Raw genomic sequence first — 15,612 nt, 5'->3', positions numbered from 1 at the left:
GTCGGGTAGCTGACGTGAAACCGGCCTCAGTGGCGCCGACGCGCCCGGAACGCCGTCACCAGCGCCCACACCGCCAAGGCCGCGAACCACACCAGGCTCCACATCGGCATCGTCAGGCCCAGGAACTGCCAATCGATGTTGCCGCAGTTGCCGGTACCGGTCAGCACGGTGCGGAACACCTCGAACGGCCCCATCGTCTCACTGAGGAAACTCAGCGGCGGCCCACAGCTCGAGCCCATGTCCTGGGGCAGCAACTGCACATACACGTGGCGACCGGCAATGCCGATACCGACCGCCGCCGCGATGAAGGCCAGCACCCCATACGTCTTCCGCCCGGCCGGATCCCGCGGACCATGCAGCGCCCCGATCAGGAACAACAGCCCCAGCGCCGCGAACGCAATCCGCTGGAAAATGCACAACGGACACGGCTCCAACCCCATCTTCAACTGCAGGAAGATCGCATACCCCAACAGTGCCGCGCAGACCAGAAACCCCAACAGGAACTGGGCGCGGAAACTCCAACGCAATGGATTCATTGCCAACACTCGTGAAAGTCCAGGCGCCAAGATTAACAGGGCCGCGACCAGCCGCCACGCAGCCGGCCAACGGCCGGCTCTACCTACGCCGCGCACAGCCCCCGCTTTACCCCATGCGCACCGACCATGTGTGCAGGCGTTGGCGCGGGTGGGTTGTCGGGACCATGAGCGCCATGGATGGCGCGACATGAGCCTCCATGGACGGATTTACGGCGTGTCCCGCCAACCCACCCCCCCCCCCCCCCCCCCCCCCGACGCCCCACCCTCGCCCGCAGCGCCATGCTCTTGCCGTGGCCGTGGCCGTGGCCGTGGCCTTGGCCTTGGCCCTTATCAACCCCGCAGAAACGGAAAAACCCGGCACAAGGCCGGGTTCTTCACCGAATAACAGGTACAGCTCGAAGATTACTCTTCGACGGCTTCAGCCACAGCAGCCGGACGATCGACCAGCTCAACATAGGCCATCGGCGCATTGTCGCCAGCGCGGAAACCGCACTTCAGCAGACGCAGGTAGCCGCCCGGACGGGTCGCGTAACGCGGGCCCAGGGTGGTGAACAGGTTGCCGACGGCCTCGTTGTCGCGCAGGCGAGCGAACGCCAGACGACGGTTGGCAACCGAATCAACCTTGGCCAGGGTGATCAGCGGCTCGGCAACGCGGCGCAGTTCCTTGGCCTTCGGCAGGGTGGTCTTGATCAGCTCGTGCTTGAACAGCGACGCGGCCATGTTCTTGAACATTGCTTCGCGATGGGCGCTGGTGCGGTTGAACTTACGACCGGACTTCATATGACGCATGACGGTGATTCCTGAAGTGAATGTTGGATCGGTTGGGTATCGCTGTCGCCATCCTGGCGTTGTTGCTTGGACTGCGGATGGTCCGGTGCCAGCCGTCCTGGCTGGCCGTCACCGCAGGCTATCGACCTGTCGGTGCGGAGTGTTGCCGGTGAAGCCCCCGCACCCGAAGGTGCGGGGTCAAGCATCTTGCGTAGCGCTGGATCAGCCGAGCATGCCGTGCTGGGCGACACCGGCCGGCGGCCAGTTCTCCAGCTTCATGCCGAGCGAAAGACCGCGCTGTGCGAGGACTTCCTTGATCTCGGTCAGCGACTTCTTGCCGAGGTTCGGGGTCTTGAGCAGCTCCACTTCGGTCTTCTGGATCAGATCGCCGATGTAATAGATGCTCTCTGCCTTCAGGCAGTTGGCCGAACGCACGGTCAGCTCCAGATCGTCGATCGGGCGCAGCAGCACCGGATCCACGCCGTTGTTGGCCGGCTTCGCCGCACCGCGGTCGCGGTGGGTGAAGTCACCGAAGACCGACAGCTGATCGCTGAGGATGTCGGCGGCAGTGCGCACGGCTTCCTCGGCATCGATCGTTGCGTTGGTTTCGATGTCCAGCACCAGCTTGTCCAGATCGGTACGCTGTTCGACGCGGGCCGCTTCCACCGAATAGGCGACGCGACGGACCGGCGAGAACGACGCATCCAGGACCAGGCGGCCGATGGCACGGGTTTCTTCATCCGGACGACGACGAGCAGCAGCAGGCTGGTAGCCGAAACCGCGCTCGACCTTCAGACGCATGTTGATCGCCACATCCTTGGTGAGATGGCAGATCACATGAGCCGGATTGAGGATCTCGGTGTTATGGTCAATCTTGATATCAGCAGCGGTAACGACACCCGGACCCTGCTTGGACAGCGACAGCGTAGCGTTGTCGCCGGTATGCATGCGGATGGCCACATCCTTCAGGTTGAGCAGGACTTCCAGCACGTCCTCCTGCAAGCCTTCAAGCGTGGTGTACTCGTGCAGTACGCCATCGATTTCGACTTCCGTGATGGCGAAGCCCGGGATGGACGACAGCAGCACGCGACGCAGGGCGTTGCCCAGCGTATGCCCGTAACCACGCTCCAAGGGTTCGATCACGACCTTGGCGCGGGTATCGGTAAGGCGTTCGATCTGCGGACCGCGAGGACGCAGAACCTGGTTGGCGGTAACCGTCATGTTGCGGGTTCTCCTGCGAACCTCCGGTGTGACCCGGAGGTTCTCCAATGTGAATTACTTCGAATACAACTCGACGATCAGCGCTTCGTTGATATCCGCAGGCAGGTCCGAACGATCCGGCACGGCCTTGAAGATGCCGGCGAACTTGCCGGAATCAACTTCAACCCACGACGGACGCAGGTCATGCGTAGCAGACACGGTCAGGGCTTCCTGGACGCGCAGCTGCTTGGCAGCCTTCTCGGACAGAGCGACAGCGTCGCCAGCCTTGACCTGGTACGAAGCCAGATTGACCGACTTGCCGTTCACGGTGACACCGCGGTGCGAGACCAGCTGACGGGCAGCCGGACGGGTCACTGCGAAGCCCATGCGGTAAACGACGTTGTCAAGACGGGTTTCCAGCAACTGCAGCAGGTTCTCGCCGGTGTTGCCCTTCTTGGTCGAGGCCTTCTTGTAGTAGTTGCGGAACTGACGCTCCAGCAGACCGTAGATACGCTTGACCTTCTGCTTTTCACGCAGCTGGGTAGCGTAGTCGGACAGCTTGCCCTTACGGGCAGTGGCGCCGTGCTGGCCGGGCTTCTGCTCCAGCTTGCACTTGGAGTCCAGCGCGCGCGCCGGGCTCTTGAGGGAAAGGTCGGCGCCTTCGCGGCGGGCGAGCTTACAGGTAGGACCGATATAACGAGCCATTTCTTATCGCTCCTTTAGACGCGACGCTTCTTCGGCGGACGGCACCCGTTGTGCGGGATTGGCGTCACGTCGATGATGTTGGTGATCTTGTAGCCCACGTTGTTCAGCGAGCGCACGGCCGACTCACGACCCGGACCCGGGCCCTTGATGCGGACTTCCAGGGACTTGACGCCGTAGTCGAGCGCGGCACGGCCGGCCTTCTCGGCAGCCACCTGGGCAGCGAACGGGGTGGACTTACGCGAACCGCGGAAGCCAGCGCCACCGGAGGTCGCCCACGACAGAGCGTTGCCCTGACGGTCGGTGATGGTCACGATGGTGTTGTTGAAAGAAGCATGGACGTGGGCGACGCCGTCAGTGACGACGCGCTTGATCTTCTTCTTGGTCTTAGCGACGGGCTTAGCCATTTCTTAGGTCCCTTACTTCCTGATCGCCTTGCGCGGGCCCTTGCGGGTGCGGGCGTTGGTACGGGTGCGCTGGCCACGAAGCGGCAGACCGCGACGGTGACGCAGACCGCGGTAGCAGCCCAGATCCATCAGGCGCTTGATCGCGATACCGATTTCACGGCGCAGATCGCCTTCCACGATGTACTTGCCGACTTCGAGACGCAGACGCTCGATTTCCGGCTCCGACAGATCGCGGATCTTGGTGGTCGAGGTCACGCCTGCGGCGTCGCAGACCTTCTTCGAACGGGTACGGCCGATGCCGTAAATGCTTTGCAACCCGACCCAGACGTGCTTCTGGGCTGGCAGGTTGACGCCTGCAATACGCGCCATGACGCGGTTCTCCAGCTGAGTGATGGCCGACAGCGCACCATGGGCGCGCCAATCCGGCAGGATGGATCAAAAAAGTGAACTAGCGATTCTATCAAGGTCTCGGTTTACTGGGAAGCCCGTGGAACCTGGAGGTTCCATGGACCCGGCGTGGGGAGTGTGCCCATGCTCCGGCGCCGGATGTCGTTGACTGCAGAGGTTGCCCCCGCCGCCGCCCGCGCTACTCCCGCGCGGGACCACCACATCACACCCCCACCCGAAACCGCTGCAGGGGCCGCCCTTCGATTTGGAAGGCCAGTCCGGGAACCGGAGGGCCTTCGCAACAAGAAGACTAGTGTAACAGGTCAATCAGCCGCGGGCAAAACCGCCGCGGTTGCCGCCCTTCAGGTTGGCCTTCTTCAACAGGCTCTCATACTGGTGCGACATCAGGTGCGCCTGGATCTGGGCAATGAAGTCCATCACAACCACCACCACGATCAGCAGCGAAGTGCCACCGAAGTAGAACGAGGCGCCGAGCTGGGTGCGCAGGATTTCCGGCAGCAGACAGACGATCACCAGGTACAGCGAACCGGCCGCCGTCAGACGGGTCAGCACGGCATCCACGTAGTCGGCGGTCGCCTTGCCCGGACGGATGCCCGGAATCAGCGCGCCCGACTTCTTCAGGTTGTCGGCGGTTTCCTGCGAGTTGAACACCAGCGCGGTGTAGAAGAACGCGAAACCACTGATCAGCGCGGCGAACACGATCATGTGCAGCGGCTCGCCCGGCCCGAGGGCGTTGGCGACCTTCTGCAGCCACGTGGCCGAACTGGCCTGGCCGGACCACATGGCCAGCGTCGTCGGGAATGCCAGGATGCTCGAGGCGAAAATGGCCGGGATCACGCCCGCCATGTTCAGCTTCAGCGGCAGGAACGAGGTCTGGTTCATGTACGCGTTGCGGCCACCCTGGCGACGTGCGTAGTTCACCGTGATGCGGCGTTGGCCGCGCTCGACGAACACCACGAAGTAGGTGAAGGCCAGCACCACCAGCACGATCAGCAGCAGGGCGATGAAGCTCATGTTGCCGTCGCGGTAGGCTTCCACGGTGTGGATGACCGCGCCCGGCAGGCCGGCCACGATGCCGGCGAAGATGATCAGCGACACACCGTTGCCGATGCCGCGCTCGGTGACCTGCTCACCGACCCACATCAGGAAGATGGTACCGGCGGTCAGCGCGACGATGGCGGTGAGCACGAAGCCCATGCCCGGTGCGTAGACGACCGGGGCACCGCCCGGGGAGACCTGGTTCTGCAGCGCCAGCGCGATGCTGCCGCCCTGCACCACCGCCAGCAACACGGCGCCGATGCGGGAATATTGGGTGATCTTGCGACGACCCGATTCACCTTCCTTCTGCATCGACTTCAATGCGGGGAAGATGTGGACCGCCAGCTGCATCACGATGGATGCCGAGATGTACGGCATCACGTTCAGCGCGAAAATGCTGAAACGGTGCAGGGCGCCGCCCGAGAACATGTTGAACATGTCCACGATGCCGCCGCCCTGCGCCTGCATGAGCGCAAGCATGGCATCGGGATTGACGCCAGGCACCGGCACATAACAGCCGATGCGGTAGACGATCAATGCCCCGATGACGAACAGCAGTCGCTGGCGGAGTTCCGTGAACTTGCCGAGCCCGCCGCCGAGGTTACCAATGCCAGCTTGCGCCATGTCTTACTCCTGTACGCTGCCGCCGGCAGCTTCGATCGCGGCCTTGGCACTGGCCGTTGCAGCGACGCCCTTCAGGGTGAATGCCTTGGTCAGGTCACCCTTCATGACGATCTTGGCACGCTTAGCGGTGCTCGGGACCAGCTTGGCAGCGCGCAGCGCGGCAAAGTCGATCTCGCCAGCTTCCAGACGCTCAAGCTGGTAGGACAGCACTTCAGCCGTGTCCTTGGCGATCTTGGAACGGAAACCGACCTTCGGCAGACGACGCTGCATGGGGGTCTGGCCGCCTTCGAAGCCTGCCTTGATCTTGCCGCCACCCTTACGGGCGAACGAACCCTTGTGGCCGCGGCCGCAGGTCTTGCCCAGGCCGGAGCCGATACCACGACCGACGCGGGTACGCTCTTTACGAGCGCCCGGTGCCGGGCTCAATTCATTCAGATGCATGGTCATTGGATTATTCCTCAACCTTGACGAGGTAGTGGACCTTGTTGATCAGACCGCGAACCTGCGGGCTGTCCTTCAGTTCACGGACATCGTTCAGCTTACCCAGGCCCAGCGCACGCACCGACAGGCGATGACGCGCCTGGGCACCACGCAGGCCGCGAACCAGACGGACCTTGACGGTCTTGACGGTGTCATTAGCCATGGTTGAGATCCTCCACCTTCTTGCCGCGCTTGGCCGCGATGCGGACCGGCGACTGCATTTCGGTCAGACCCTTCAGCGTGGCGCGAACCAGGTTGATCGGGTTACGCGAGCCGACGGCCTTGGCCAGCACGTTCTTGACGCCAACGGCTTCCAGGACGGCGCGCATGGCACCACCGGCGATCACACCGGTACCTTCGGAGGCCGGCATCATGAACACGCGAGCTGCGCCGTGGCCGGACTTCACCGGGTGCCACAACGTGCCGTTGTTCAGATCGACATTGGCCAGGTTCTTTCGAGCCTGTTCCATCGACTTCTGGATCGCGACCGGCACTTCACGCGCCTTGCCGTAACCGAAACCGACCTTGCCTGCGCCGTCACCGACCACGGTCAGTGCGGTGAAGGTGAACTGGCGACCGCCCTTGACGGTCTTGCTGACGCGGTTGACCGCGACCAGCTTTTCGATCATGCCGTCGTCGACTTTCTCTTCGCGGCGATCGCGATCGCGACCCCGCTGCTGACGTTCTTCTGCCATGTTGATTCCTTGATTGATTGAGTATGTACGGCTCAATGCCGCTTATAGCTGTGGAATGAAGCGGTGGATCGAGCGCCCCTGCAGAAGAAGGACGTCGCCCGGCGCAACCCGCGCCGGCAGGCAGGCGGAAGCGGGGACCAGCCCCGCTTCCTTATCCCTTAGAACTGCAGGCCGCCTTCGCGGGCTGCATCAGCCAGTGCCTTGATGCGGCCGTGGTAGCGGTAGCCCGAGCGGTCGAAAGCGACCTTCTCGATGCCCGCAGCCTTGGCGCGCTCGGCGACCAGCTTGCCAACCTTGACGGCGGCGTCGCTGTTCTTGCCGTTCTTCAGGCCTTCCTTGACGTCGGCCTGGGTGGTGTTGGCCGACGCCAGCACCTTGGAGCCATCGGCGGTGAAGACCTGGGCGTACAGGTGCTGACCGGTGCGCAGCACCGACAGGCGCGGCACGCCGAGCACACGGATGTGTGCACGGGTCGACTTGGCACGACGCAGACGAGCGATGTTCTTGTTCATGATCTTTTTCCTTGGAAAGCTGAGGACCTGAATTAGGCCTTCTTGGCTTCCTTACGAATGATGACTTCGCCGGCGTACTTCACACCCTTGCCCTTGTAGGGCTCCGGCGGACGGAAGCCACGGATCTTGGCGGCAACTTCGCCAACGCGCTGCTTGTCGGTGCCCTGGACCAGCACTTCGGTCTGGGTCGGGGTCGAGATGGTGATGCCTTCCGGCGCCACGAACAGGACCGGATGCGAGAACCCGAGCGACAGGTTCAGATCCTTGCCCTGCATGGCGGCACGGTAACCGACGCCGACCAGCTCAAGCTTGCGCTCGAAGCCGTCGGTGACGCCCTTGACCATGTTGGCCAGGATGGCGCGCACGGTGCCGGTGAGGGCGACCAGCGAGGCATCGTTGGCGGCCAGGGTGGCAACGCCGTTGTCGACAGTGATTTCAACGCCGGCAACCTTGGCAAGCGACAGGGTGCCCTTCGGGCCCTTCACGCTGACGGATTCCGGCTGGATGTTCAGTTCAACGCCCTTGGGCAGGTTGACTGGCTTCTTGGCTACGCGGGACATAGTTGGTTCCTTCTCGCCTTAGGCCACGAAGCACAGGACTTCGCCGCCGACGCCCAACTGGCGCGCCTGCGCATCAGTCATGATGCCCTTGGAGGTGGAGATGATGGAGATACCCAGGCCGTTGAGGACCTTCGGCAGCTCGGACTTGCCACGGTACTGGCGCAGACCCGAACGCGAGAAGCGCTTCAGGGTCTCGATGACCGGCTTGCCCTCGAAATACTTCAGGACGATTTCAAGCTCGGCCTTGTTGTTCTCGATCTTGGTCACGCGCAGATCGGTGATGTAGCCTTCGGCCTTCAACACCTCTGCGATTGCCACCTTGATCTTGGACGACGGTGCTTTCACCGTCTGCTTGCCAACCGCGGCCGCATTCTTGATGCGTACCAGCAGGTCGGCGATGGGATCAGTCATGCTCATAGTCGATACCTTTGAGTGCACCGATATCCGCTTTCGCGAAAATCTTGTGTCTACCTGGAATGGGCCAGGGCCCGTCTTCACACACTGCTCACGCCTTGCGGGCGAGCAAGACGCGGGAGTATACGGCAAAAAGAGCCCGACTTGCGTCGGGCTCCCTTAATCCGGGATCAGAGCCGGAAAACCGGCCCCTCTCCCCTGCCCTGCGCCGTGAAGGCACCGGGCAGTTGAAGGGACGAATCCCTTACCAGCTGGCCTTGCGCAGGCCCGGCACGTCACCACGCATGGTGGCTTCGCGCAGCTTGTTACGGCCCAGGCCGAACTTGCTGTACACGCCACGCGGGCGGCCCGAGAGCTCGCAACGGTTGCGGTGACGGCTCGGCGACGAATCGCGCGGCAGCTTCTGCAGCTTGATGACGGCCTCGGCCTTTTCGTCGTACGACGCGGTCGCGCTGGAGATGATCTTCTTCAGCTCTTCACGCTTGCCGGCGTACTTGACGGCCAGCTTCGCACGCTTGAGGTCGCGGTTGACCATGGAGGTCTTTGCCATTTCGGATTCCTCGACGTATCAGTTACGGAACGGGAACTTGAACGCTGCGAGCAGCGCCTTCGCTTCCGCATCGGTCTTGGCGGTGGTGGTGATGGCGATATCCATGCCGCGGATCGCGTCGACAGCGTCGAAGTCGATTTCCGGGAAGATGATCTGTTCCTTCACACCCATGTTGAAGTTGCCACGACCGTCGAAGGAACGACCCGAGACACCACGGAAGTCGCGCACGCGCGGCAACGAGATGTTGATCAGACGGTCCATGAACTCGTACATCTTTTCACGACGCAGCGTGGTCTTGCAGCCGATCGGCCAACCATCGCGGATCTTGAACGATGCCACCGAGACGCGGGACTTGGTCACGATCGGCTTCTGACCGGAGACCTTGGCCATATCGGCGACGGCATTTTCCAGGATCTTCTTGTTCGTGGCTGCTTCGCCGACACCCATGTTCAGGGTGACCTTGACCAGCTTCGGAACCTGCATCGGATTGGTGTAGCCGAACTGCTTCATCAGCGCCGGCACCACTTCTTCCTTGTAAAACTTTTCGAGACGGGAATTCATCTGCTCATTCCTCAGGCGTCGAGCGCCTCACCGCTGGAGCGGAACACACGCAGTTTGCGTCCATCCTCCAGCACCTTGAAGCCAACGCGCTCGCCCTTGCCCGAAGCCGGGTTCAGCACATTCACGTTGGAGATATGGATCGACGCTTCACGCTCGACCACGCCGCCGGCAACGCCTGCCTGCGGGTTCGGCTTGGTGTGGCGCTTGACGATGTTCACGTTGGCGACGATCACACGATCGCCGTCGACGCGGACGACTTCGCCCTGCTTGCCCTTGTCCTTGCCGGTGTTGACGACAACCTGGTCGCCCTTCTTGATACGGTTAGCCATGATTATCTCCTGTCGCTCACAGCACTTCGGGAGCGAGCGAGACGATCTTCATGAACTTCTCGGAACGAAGTTCACGCGTCACCGGTCCGAAGATGCGGGTACCGATCGGCTCTTGCTTGTTGTTGAGCAGGACCGCGGCGTTGGCATCGAAACGGATCAGCGAACCATCGGCGCGACGCACACCCTTGCGGGTACGCACCACGACGGCGTCGAACACTTCACCCTTCTTGACCTTGCCGCGCGGGATTGCATCCTTCACGGTGACCTTGATGATGTCGCCAATGTGCGCGTAGCGGCGCTTGGAGCCGCCGAGCACCTTGATGCACATCACTTCCTTGGCACCGGAATTGTCCGCGACTTCGAGGTAGCTCTGCATCTGGATCATGAGTCAGATCTCCTTATTGAACCGCACGCGTGATGACTTCCACCACGCGCCAGTTCTTGGTCTTGGACATCGGAGCAATCTCGGTCACACGAACGACATCACCTTCGTTGCAGGTGTTGTCGGCGTCGTGTGCGTGCAGCTTGGTCGAACGCTTGATGTACTTGCCGTACAGGGCGTGCTTGACCAGGCGCTCCACCAACACGGTGACCGTCTTGTCCATCTTGTTGCTGACGACACGGCCTTCGACCGTGCGCAGCGTCTTGCTGTCGTTGTTATCGCTCATCGCGGCCATCCTTACTTGGTGCTGCCGAGCAGGGTCTTGACGCGAGCGATCTCGCGGCGAACCCGGCGGGTTTCGTGGGTCTTCGGCAGCTGGCCAGTGACCTGCTGCATACGGAGCGAGAACTGCTCCTTACGCAGGTCGATCAGGTGGCTCTTCAGGTCGTCAGCCGACTTTTCGCGAAGTTGTTTGATATCCATCAGAGCACCGTCCGGGTCACGAAAGTGGTGGTCACGGAGAGCTTGGCGGCAGCCAGGCGGAACGCCTCACGTGCCACGTCTTCTGCGACGCCTTCGATTTCATAGATCATGCGGCCGGGTTGGATCTGGGCTACCCAGTACTCCACGTTGCCCTTACCAGAACCCATTCGGACTTCGATGGGCTTCTTGGTGATCGGCTTGTCGGGGAACACTCGGATCCACATCTTGCCGCCGCGCTTGACGTAGCGGCTGATCGAGCGGCGAGCCGCTTCGATCTGACGCGCGGTCAGCTGACCATGAGCGGTTGCCTTCAGGCCGTATTCGCCGAAGCTGACAGCGTTGCCGCTCCAGCTCAGACCATCGTTACGGCCCTTGTGTACCTTGCGGTATTTGGTTCGCTTGGGTTGCAACATTGTCGTTACCTCGCTTCACGAGCCGGGCGCGACGGACGGTCACCGCGGTCGCCGCGATCGTTACGATCGTTGCGCGGGGAGTCGTCCTGCTTTTCCTGGCCAACCTGGGAGAAATCGAAGACTTCGCCCTTGTAGATCCAGACCTTGATGCCGATGATGCCGTACGTCGTCTTGGCTTCAGCGAAACCATAGTCGATGTCGGCACGCAGCGTATGCAGCGGCACGCGGCCTTCGCGGTACCACTCCGAACGGGCGATTTCCGCGCCGTTCAAGCGGCCACCGACGTTGACCTTGATGCCCAGGGCACCGAGGCGCATCGCGTTGCCGACCGAACGCTTCATCGCGCGGCGGAACATGATGCGACGCTCCAGCTGCTGCGCGATCGACTCGGCAACCAGCTGTGCGTCCAGCTCGGGTTTACGCACTTCGGTGACGTTGATGTGCGCCGGGACGCCCATCATCTCGCTCACTTCCTTGCGCAGCTTCTCGATGTCCTCACCGCGCTTGCCGATCACCACGCCCGGACGGGCGGTGTGGATCGTCACGCGAGCGGTCTTTGCCGGACGCTCGATCAGGATCTTGCTGATGCCGGCCTGCGCAAGCTTCTTGCGCAGCATGTCCCGCACCTTCAGGTCGGCTGCCAGATAACCAGCGAACTCGGCCTTGTTGGCGTACCACTTGGAGTTCCAGTCCTTGGAAATGCCGAGGCGGATACCAATCGGATGAACTTTATGACCCATGGTGTTTTCCTTTCCGCTTACTTGCCGGCGCCCACAACCACAGTGATGTGGCTGGTGCGCTTGAGGATGCGGGTGCCGCGGCCTTTCGCCCGCGCCATGAAACGCTTCAGGGTCGGACCTTCATCTACCATGATGGTCTGTACCTTCAGCTCGTCGACGTCGGCGCCCTGGTTGTTCTCGGCGTTTGCAATAGCCGACTCCACCACCTTCTTGATCAGGTGGGCAGCCTTCTTGTCCGAGAACTTCAGCAGGTTGACCGCACGCTCGGCCGGCAGGCCGCGCACCTGGTCAGCGACCAGGCGGGCTTTCTGCGCAGAGATGCGCGCGGAGCGCAGGATTGCTTTCGCTTCCATTGTCATCTCTCCTTACTTGCCCGACTTCTTGTCACCACCGTGACCCTTGAAGGTCCGGGTGATGGCAAATTCGCCGAGCTTGTGGCCGACCATGTTCTCGTTGACGAGCACCGGAACGTGGTTCTTACCGTTATGAACGGCGATGGTGACGCCTACCATTTCCGGCAGGATCATCGAACGGCGCGACCAGGTTTTGATCGGCTTCTTGCTACCCGCAGCGGCTTCCACCTTCTTGATGAGGTGGTGATCGACAAACGGGCCCTTCTTGAGTGAACGTGCCATGGTCGATTAGCCCCTACGATCGCGGACGATGAATTGCTGGGTGCGCTTGTTCTTGCGCGTCTTGTAACCCTTGGTCGGGACACCCCACGGGGTGACCGGATGCGGGTTGCCCTGGCCGGCCTTCGCCTCACCACCGCCGTGCGGATGGTCAACCGGGTTCATGGCAGCACCACGAACGGTCGGGCGGACACCACGCCAGCGCTTGGCGCCAGCCTTGCCCAGCTTTTCCAGGTTGTGTTCGTCGTTACCGACTTCACCGATGGTGGCGCGGCACTCGACCGGCACCTTACGCATTTCACCCGAGCGCAGGCGCAGGGTGGCGTAGATACCTTCACGAGCGACGAGCTGCACGGCAGCGCCGGCGGCACGCGCGATCTGGGCACCCTTGCCCGGCTTCAGTTCGATGCCGTGGACAGTGGTACCGACCGGGATGTTGCGCAGCGGCAGCGTGTTACCGGTCTTGATCGGCGCATCCGAACCCGCGATCACCTGGTCACCGGCCTTCAGGCCCTTCGGTGCGATGATGTAGCGGCGTTCGCCGTCGACGTAGCACAGCAGGGCGATATGGGCGGTGCGGTTCGGATCGTATTCGATGCGTTCCACGCGCGCCGGAATGCCTTCCTTGTTGCGCTTGAAGTCGATGACGCGGTAGTGCTGCTTGTGACCACCACCCACGTGACGGGTGGTGATGCGGCCGTGGTGGTTACGACCACCGGACTTGCTCTGCGGCTCCAGCAGCGCTGCATGCGGCGCGCCCTTGTGCAGATCGGGCGTGACCACGCGCACGGCCGAACGACGGCCGGGAGAAGTGGGTTTGAATTTCATCAATGGCATGGGATGGACCTCAGGCCTTGGCCGTTACATCGATGGACTGGCCATCGGCGAGACGCACGTACGCCTTGCGCCAATCGCCGCGGCGGCCGGTGCGGTTACGGAAGGACTTGTTCTTGCCCTTCACGTTCAGCACGTTGACCGATTCGACCTTGACGTCGAACAGCTGCTCAACCGCGGCCTTTACATCGGCCTTGGTGGCTTCGTTCGAAACTTCGAAGACATACTGGTTGGAATGTTCCTGCAGGCGCGCGGTCTTTTCGGAGACTCGCGGAGCGCGCAGCACGCTGAAGACTTTTTCGTTGCTGCTCATGCCAGCCACTCCTCGACCTTCTTGACCGCATCAGCGGTGATGACGACCGTGTCGGCACCGACCAGCGACACCGGGTCCAGGCCCTGCACGTCACGCACTTCCACGTAGGGAATGTTGCGCGCCGACAGGTACAGGTGCTCGGAAGCATCTTCGGTGACGATCAGCGGACGCTTGCCCACTTCCAGGCCGGCCAGCTTGGCGATCAGAGCCTTCGTGTTGGTCGCTTCGACATCGAAGGACTCCACGATGGTCAGACGGCCCTGGCGGTTCAGCTCGGACAGGATCGCGCACATGGCTGCACGGTACTGCTTACGGTTGACCTTCTGCTCGAAGCTGCGCGGCTTGGCCGCGAAGGTGACACCGCCGCCGATGAAGATCGGAGCCGTCAGTGCGCCATGACGCGCGCCGCCGCCCTTCTGCTTCTTCGACTTCTTGGTGGTACCAGCCACTTCAGAGCGAGTCTTCTGTGCCTTGGTGCCGGCGCGACCGGCGTTGCGGTAAGCAACGACGACCTGGTGAACCAGATCTTCGCTGAAATCGCGACCGAACACGGCATCGGAGACCGAGACCTTGTTGTTGCTACCCGTGATAACGAGTTCCATCGTCATCTCTCCTTATGCCTTGCTAGCCGGACGAACGATCACGTCACCACCCGCTGCGCCCGGAACGGCACCACGGATCGCGATCAGACCACGCTCGACATCGACCTTCACCACTTCAAGGTTCTGGGTGCTCTGCTGCACCGAACCCATGTGGCCGGACATCTTCTTACCCGGGAAAACGCGACCCGGGGTCTGGCGCTGGCCCAAGGAACCCGGCGCGCGATGCGACAGCGAGTTACCGTGGGTTGCATCGCCCATACGGAAGTTGTAGCGCTTGATGGTGCCCTGGAAGCCCTTACCCTTGGTGACACCCTGGACGTCGACCTTCTGGCCAACTTCAAAGATGTCCGCCTTGACTTCGCCGCCAACGGCGAAATCGCCGAGCTGCGCGTCTTCAACGCGGAATTCCCACAGGCCACGGCCCGCGTCGACCTTCGCCTTGGCGAAGTGACCGGCTTCCGGCTTGTTGACCAGGGCAGCGCGACGCGCGCCGACGGTCACCTGCACGGCGCTGTAGCCGTCAGCTTCGACGGTCTTGATCTGCGCGATGCGGTTCGGGGTAGCTTCAATCAGGGTTACCGGGATGGCCTGGCCATCTTCGGTGAACACGCGGCTCATGCCAGCCTTGCGGCCCACGAAGCCCAACGAATATTTCTTCGTCATGGTCGTAGTCCTCAGGTCAGCTTGATCTGAACGTCGACGCCGGCAGCCAGTTCGAGCTTCATCAGCGCGTCCACGGTCTTGTCGTTCGGGTCAACGATATCGAGCACGCGCTTATGCGTGCGGGTCTCGTACTGGTCACGCGCGTCTTTATCGACGTGCGGCGAGACGAGAATGGTGTAACGCTCGATCTTGGTCGGCAGGGGGATCGGGCCACGCACTTGCGCGCCGGTCCGCTTTGCCGTTTCTACGATCTCGCTGGCCGAACGGTCGATCAAACGATGATCGAACGCCTTCAGCCGAATCCGGATCTTTTGGTCCGCCATGACGGTGGGTTCCTTCGTTAAAAGAGCGACGGACAAGGCCTCTGGGTTGCCTTGTCCCATGAATATCCTGAATGCAGACGCCGCACATTCCTGCGCGGCGACAAGATCTTTCCGTAGACCTCAAAAATCGAGGCAGACCGGTCTCCCGATCTGCCCAGACAAAAAGTATAGCGCGCATACAAGTTGGCAGTCAACAGGGTCACTGTTGACAAAGCCTGAATGGCGCGACCCTTCCTGGTCTGGGGAACACGAGGAGCATCCTGCGCCTCTTTTCCCGTTTGGTTACACCCCGATGCCCTACCCAGGCAACATCGGGGCGCAGATTCTAGCAGATTACGCGATGATCTTGGAGACCACGCCGGCGCCGACGGTACGGCCGCCTTCGCGAATCGCGAAGCGCAGGCCTTCATCCATGGCGACCGGGTTGATCAGGGTGACAACCA

The 15,612-nt window shown here is 62.0% G+C and carries 28 protein-coding genes and 1 pseudogene; all 29 read right to left on the bottom strand.

The genetic code is table 11. The features are described from left to right. Window positions 1–26: 26 nt before the first annotated feature. Window positions 27–536 (bottom strand): disulfide bond formation protein B, encoded by a 510-nt coding sequence (locus ABE422_RS14830; RefSeq protein ID WP_070426690.1) that lies wholly within the window; start codon window positions 534–536, stop codon window positions 27–29. Between the two features lie 402 nt (window positions 537–938). Beyond that, a complete protein-coding gene (gene rplQ, locus ABE422_RS14825; protein ID WP_123728453.1) occupies window positions 939–1,325 on the bottom strand; it encodes a 50S ribosomal protein L17 in 387 nt (128 codons plus the stop codon). A gap of 201 nt (window positions 1,326–1,526) precedes the next feature. Further along, window positions 1,527–2,525: a DNA-directed RNA polymerase subunit alpha gene (rpoA, locus tag ABE422_RS14820; RefSeq protein ID WP_121042890.1), complete on the bottom strand. Its 999-nt coding sequence runs from the start codon at window positions 2,523–2,525 to the stop codon at window positions 1,527–1,529. 54 nt (window positions 2,526–2,579) lie between these two features. Further along, window positions 2,580–3,209: a 30S ribosomal protein S4 gene (gene rpsD / locus ABE422_RS14815; RefSeq protein WP_019186164.1), complete on the bottom strand. Its 630-nt coding sequence runs from the start codon at window positions 3,207–3,209 to the stop codon at window positions 2,580–2,582. 14 nt (window positions 3,210–3,223) lie between these two features. Further along, window positions 3,224–3,613, bottom strand: coding sequence for a 30S ribosomal protein S11 (rpsK, locus tag ABE422_RS14810; protein ID WP_017355427.1), 390 nt, complete (start codon window positions 3,611–3,613; stop codon window positions 3,224–3,226). Between the two features lie 12 nt (window positions 3,614–3,625). Beyond that, on the bottom strand, window positions 3,626–3,982 hold the full coding sequence (rpsM, locus tag ABE422_RS14805) for a 30S ribosomal protein S13 (RefSeq protein WP_019186163.1): 357 nt from the start codon (window positions 3,980–3,982) through the stop codon (window positions 3,626–3,628). Window positions 3,983–4,327: 345 nt separating this feature from the next. Beyond that, a complete protein-coding gene (gene secY, locus ABE422_RS14800; RefSeq protein WP_019186162.1) occupies window positions 4,328–5,683 on the bottom strand; it encodes a preprotein translocase subunit SecY in 1,356 nt (451 codons plus the stop codon). Between the two features lie 3 nt (window positions 5,684–5,686). Next, the gene (gene rplO, locus ABE422_RS14795) at window positions 5,687–6,130 is read right to left on the bottom strand and encodes a 50S ribosomal protein L15 (RefSeq protein ID WP_019186161.1); all 444 of its coding nucleotides are present in this window, start codon (window positions 6,128–6,130) and stop codon (window positions 5,687–5,689) included. 4 nt (window positions 6,131–6,134) lie between these two features. Then, window positions 6,135–6,326, bottom strand: coding sequence for a 50S ribosomal protein L30 (rpmD, locus tag ABE422_RS14790; RefSeq protein ID WP_259261111.1), 192 nt, complete (start codon window positions 6,324–6,326; stop codon window positions 6,135–6,137). Further along, a complete protein-coding gene (gene rpsE / locus ABE422_RS14785) occupies window positions 6,319–6,858 on the bottom strand; it encodes a 30S ribosomal protein S5 (RefSeq protein ID WP_313209665.1) in 540 nt (179 codons plus the stop codon). The genes rpmD and rpsE overlap by 8 nt, the downstream gene beginning before the upstream one ends. A gap of 158 nt (window positions 6,859–7,016) precedes the next feature. Further along, entirely contained in the window at window positions 7,017–7,370 is a 354-nt protein-coding gene (gene rplR, locus ABE422_RS14780) for a 50S ribosomal protein L18 (protein ID WP_123728451.1), read from the bottom strand. A gap of 32 nt (window positions 7,371–7,402) precedes the next feature. Then, entirely contained in the window at window positions 7,403–7,930 is a 528-nt protein-coding gene (gene rplF, locus ABE422_RS14775; RefSeq protein WP_121042880.1) for a 50S ribosomal protein L6, read from the bottom strand. A gap of 18 nt (window positions 7,931–7,948) precedes the next feature. Continuing rightward, entirely contained in the window at window positions 7,949–8,347 is a 399-nt protein-coding gene (gene rpsH / locus ABE422_RS14770) for a 30S ribosomal protein S8 (RefSeq protein WP_019186156.1), read from the bottom strand. A 241-nt stretch (window positions 8,348–8,588) separates the two neighbouring features. Beyond that, window positions 8,589–8,894 carry a 30S ribosomal protein S14 gene (rpsN, locus tag ABE422_RS14765; RefSeq protein WP_121042878.1) on the bottom strand — a complete coding sequence of 102 codons (306 nt, stop codon included), beginning with the start codon at window positions 8,892–8,894 and terminating at the stop codon, window positions 8,589–8,591. Window positions 8,895–8,912: 18 nt separating this feature from the next. Beyond that, entirely contained in the window at window positions 8,913–9,455 is a 543-nt protein-coding gene (rplE, locus tag ABE422_RS14760; RefSeq protein ID WP_019186154.1) for a 50S ribosomal protein L5, read from the bottom strand. Between the two features lie 11 nt (window positions 9,456–9,466). After that, window positions 9,467–9,784, bottom strand: a complete 318-nt coding sequence (gene rplX, locus ABE422_RS14755; RefSeq protein ID WP_017355416.1) for a 50S ribosomal protein L24 — start codon at window positions 9,782–9,784, stop codon at window positions 9,467–9,469. Between the two features lie 16 nt (window positions 9,785–9,800). Continuing rightward, window positions 9,801–10,169 (bottom strand): 50S ribosomal protein L14, encoded by a 369-nt coding sequence (rplN, locus tag ABE422_RS14750; protein ID WP_017355415.1) that lies wholly within the window; start codon window positions 10,167–10,169, stop codon window positions 9,801–9,803. A 13-nt stretch (window positions 10,170–10,182) separates the two neighbouring features. Then, the gene (gene rpsQ, locus ABE422_RS14745) at window positions 10,183–10,452 is read right to left on the bottom strand and encodes a 30S ribosomal protein S17 (protein WP_121042876.1); all 270 of its coding nucleotides are present in this window, start codon (window positions 10,450–10,452) and stop codon (window positions 10,183–10,185) included. Window positions 10,453–10,463: 11 nt separating this feature from the next. Further along, window positions 10,464–10,649: a 50S ribosomal protein L29 gene (rpmC, locus tag ABE422_RS14740; protein WP_019186151.1), complete on the bottom strand. Its 186-nt coding sequence runs from the start codon at window positions 10,647–10,649 to the stop codon at window positions 10,464–10,466. Next, the gene (gene rplP, locus ABE422_RS14735; RefSeq protein ID WP_019186150.1) at window positions 10,649–11,062 is read right to left on the bottom strand and encodes a 50S ribosomal protein L16; all 414 of its coding nucleotides are present in this window, start codon (window positions 11,060–11,062) and stop codon (window positions 10,649–10,651) included. The genes rpmC and rplP overlap by 1 nt, the downstream gene beginning before the upstream one ends. Before the next feature lie 5 nt (window positions 11,063–11,067). Beyond that, window positions 11,068–11,802, bottom strand: a complete 735-nt coding sequence (rpsC, locus tag ABE422_RS14730) for a 30S ribosomal protein S3 (RefSeq protein WP_019186149.1) — start codon at window positions 11,800–11,802, stop codon at window positions 11,068–11,070. A gap of 17 nt (window positions 11,803–11,819) precedes the next feature. Next, on the bottom strand, window positions 11,820–12,155 hold the full coding sequence (rplV, locus tag ABE422_RS14725) for a 50S ribosomal protein L22 (RefSeq protein WP_017355410.1): 336 nt from the start codon (window positions 12,153–12,155) through the stop codon (window positions 11,820–11,822). Window positions 12,156–12,167: 12 nt separating this feature from the next. Continuing rightward, window positions 12,168–12,437: a 30S ribosomal protein S19 gene (gene rpsS / locus ABE422_RS14720; RefSeq protein ID WP_019186148.1), complete on the bottom strand. Its 270-nt coding sequence runs from the start codon at window positions 12,435–12,437 to the stop codon at window positions 12,168–12,170. A gap of 6 nt (window positions 12,438–12,443) precedes the next feature. Further along, entirely contained in the window at window positions 12,444–13,271 is an 828-nt protein-coding gene (gene rplB / locus ABE422_RS14715) for a 50S ribosomal protein L2 (RefSeq protein ID WP_038690292.1), read from the bottom strand. Window positions 13,272–13,281: 10 nt separating this feature from the next. Continuing rightward, window positions 13,282–13,581: a 50S ribosomal protein L23 gene (gene rplW, locus ABE422_RS14710; RefSeq protein WP_019186147.1), complete on the bottom strand. Its 300-nt coding sequence runs from the start codon at window positions 13,579–13,581 to the stop codon at window positions 13,282–13,284. After that, a complete protein-coding gene (gene rplD, locus ABE422_RS14705; RefSeq protein WP_313217314.1) occupies window positions 13,578–14,183 on the bottom strand; it encodes a 50S ribosomal protein L4 in 606 nt (201 codons plus the stop codon). Before rplD ends, rplW begins: the two co-directional genes overlap by 4 nt. A 12-nt stretch (window positions 14,184–14,195) precedes the next feature. Beyond that, window positions 14,196–14,846 (bottom strand): 50S ribosomal protein L3, encoded by a 651-nt coding sequence (gene rplC, locus ABE422_RS14700; protein ID WP_019186145.1) that lies wholly within the window; start codon window positions 14,844–14,846, stop codon window positions 14,196–14,198. An 11-nt stretch (window positions 14,847–14,857) separates the two neighbouring features. After that, window positions 14,858–15,169, bottom strand: a complete 312-nt coding sequence (gene rpsJ / locus ABE422_RS14695; protein ID WP_010341589.1) for a 30S ribosomal protein S10 — start codon at window positions 15,167–15,169, stop codon at window positions 14,858–14,860. A 333-nt stretch (window positions 15,170–15,502) separates the two neighbouring features. Continuing rightward, window positions 15,503–15,612 (bottom strand): annotated as a pseudogene (locus tag ABE422_RS14690) (elongation factor Tu); the annotation flags it as partial.

It is taken from the genome of Stenotrophomonas sp. TWI1151 (assembly GCF_039673135.1).
Classification (GTDB): domain Bacteria; phylum Pseudomonadota; class Gammaproteobacteria; order Xanthomonadales; family Xanthomonadaceae; genus Stenotrophomonas.
The sequence above is the reverse complement of the archived record's forward strand: the minus strand, read 5'-3'. Positions and strand labels throughout refer to the sequence as shown.

Excerpts from the sequence above, each read along its gene's own strand:
- rplB (WP_038690292.1), bottom strand. The coding sequence starts at position 13,271 with ATGCCATTGATGAAATTCAAACCCACTTCTCCCGGCCGTCGTTCGGCC.
- rpsC (WP_019186149.1), bottom strand. The coding sequence starts at position 11,802 with ATGGGTCATAAAGTTCATCCGATTGGTATCCGCCTCGGCATTTCCAAG.
- rpsK (WP_017355427.1), bottom strand. The coding sequence starts at position 3,613 with ATGGCTAAGCCCGTCGCTAAGACCAAGAAGAAGATCAAGCGCGTCGTC.
- rplD (WP_313217314.1), bottom strand. The coding sequence starts at position 14,183 with ATGGAACTCGTTATCACGGGTAGCAACAACAAGGTCTCGGTCTCCGAT.
- rplO (WP_019186161.1), bottom strand. The coding sequence starts at position 6,130 with ATGACCATGCATCTGAATGAATTGAGCCCGGCACCGGGCGCTCGTAAA.
- rplF (WP_121042880.1), bottom strand. The coding sequence starts at position 7,930 with ATGTCCCGCGTAGCCAAGAAGCCAGTCAACCTGCCCAAGGGCGTTGAA.
- rplW (WP_019186147.1), bottom strand. The coding sequence starts at position 13,581 with ATGAGCAGCAACGAAAAAGTCTTCAGCGTGCTGCGCGCTCCGCGAGTC.
- rpsM (WP_019186163.1), bottom strand. The coding sequence starts at position 3,982 with ATGGCGCGTATTGCAGGCGTCAACCTGCCAGCCCAGAAGCACGTCTGG.
- rpsD (WP_019186164.1), bottom strand. The coding sequence starts at position 3,209 with ATGGCTCGTTATATCGGTCCTACCTGTAAGCTCGCCCGCCGCGAAGGC.
- rpoA (WP_121042890.1), bottom strand. The coding sequence starts at position 2,525 with ATGACGGTTACCGCCAACCAGGTTCTGCGTCCTCGCGGTCCGCAGATC.
- rplE (WP_019186154.1), bottom strand. The coding sequence starts at position 9,455 with ATGAATTCCCGTCTCGAAAAGTTTTACAAGGAAGAAGTGGTGCCGGCG.
- rpsN (WP_121042878.1), bottom strand. The coding sequence starts at position 8,894 with ATGGCAAAGACCTCCATGGTCAACCGCGACCTCAAGCGTGCGAAGCTG.
- rplX (WP_017355416.1), bottom strand. The coding sequence starts at position 9,784 with ATGGCTAACCGTATCAAGAAGGGCGACCAGGTTGTCGTCAACACCGGC.
- secY (WP_019186162.1), bottom strand. The coding sequence starts at position 5,683 with ATGGCGCAAGCTGGCATTGGTAACCTCGGCGGCGGGCTCGGCAAGTTC.
- rplP (WP_019186150.1), bottom strand. The coding sequence starts at position 11,062 with ATGTTGCAACCCAAGCGAACCAAATACCGCAAGGTACACAAGGGCCGT.
- rplR (WP_123728451.1), bottom strand. The coding sequence starts at position 7,370 with ATGAACAAGAACATCGCTCGTCTGCGTCGTGCCAAGTCGACCCGTGCA.
- rpmD (WP_259261111.1), bottom strand. The coding sequence starts at position 6,326 with ATGGCTAATGACACCGTCAAGACCGTCAAGGTCCGTCTGGTTCGCGGC.
- rplN (WP_017355415.1), bottom strand. The coding sequence starts at position 10,169 with ATGATCCAGATGCAGAGCTACCTCGAAGTCGCGGACAATTCCGGTGCC.
- rpsH (WP_019186156.1), bottom strand. The coding sequence starts at position 8,347 with ATGAGCATGACTGATCCCATCGCCGACCTGCTGGTACGCATCAAGAAT.
- rpsJ (WP_010341589.1), bottom strand. The coding sequence starts at position 15,169 with ATGGCGGACCAAAAGATCCGGATTCGGCTGAAGGCGTTCGATCATCGT.
- rpmC (WP_019186151.1), bottom strand. The coding sequence starts at position 10,649 with ATGGATATCAAACAACTTCGCGAAAAGTCGGCTGACGACCTGAAGAGC.
- rpsS (WP_019186148.1), bottom strand. The coding sequence starts at position 12,437 with ATGGCACGTTCACTCAAGAAGGGCCCGTTTGTCGATCACCACCTCATC.
- rplQ (WP_123728453.1), bottom strand. The coding sequence starts at position 1,325 with ATGCGTCATATGAAGTCCGGTCGTAAGTTCAACCGCACCAGCGCCCAT.
- ABE422_RS14830 (WP_070426690.1), bottom strand. The coding sequence starts at position 536 with ATGAATCCATTGCGTTGGAGTTTCCGCGCCCAGTTCCTGTTGGGGTTT.
- rplC (WP_019186145.1), bottom strand. The coding sequence starts at position 14,846 with ATGACGAAGAAATATTCGTTGGGCTTCGTGGGCCGCAAGGCTGGCATG.
- rpsQ (WP_121042876.1), bottom strand. The coding sequence starts at position 10,452 with ATGAGCGATAACAACGACAGCAAGACGCTGCGCACGGTCGAAGGCCGT.
- rpsE (WP_313209665.1), bottom strand. The coding sequence starts at position 6,858 with ATGGCAGAAGAACGTCAGCAGCGGGGTCGCGATCGCGATCGCCGCGAA.
- rplV (WP_017355410.1), bottom strand. The coding sequence starts at position 12,155 with ATGGAAGCGAAAGCAATCCTGCGCTCCGCGCGCATCTCTGCGCAGAAA.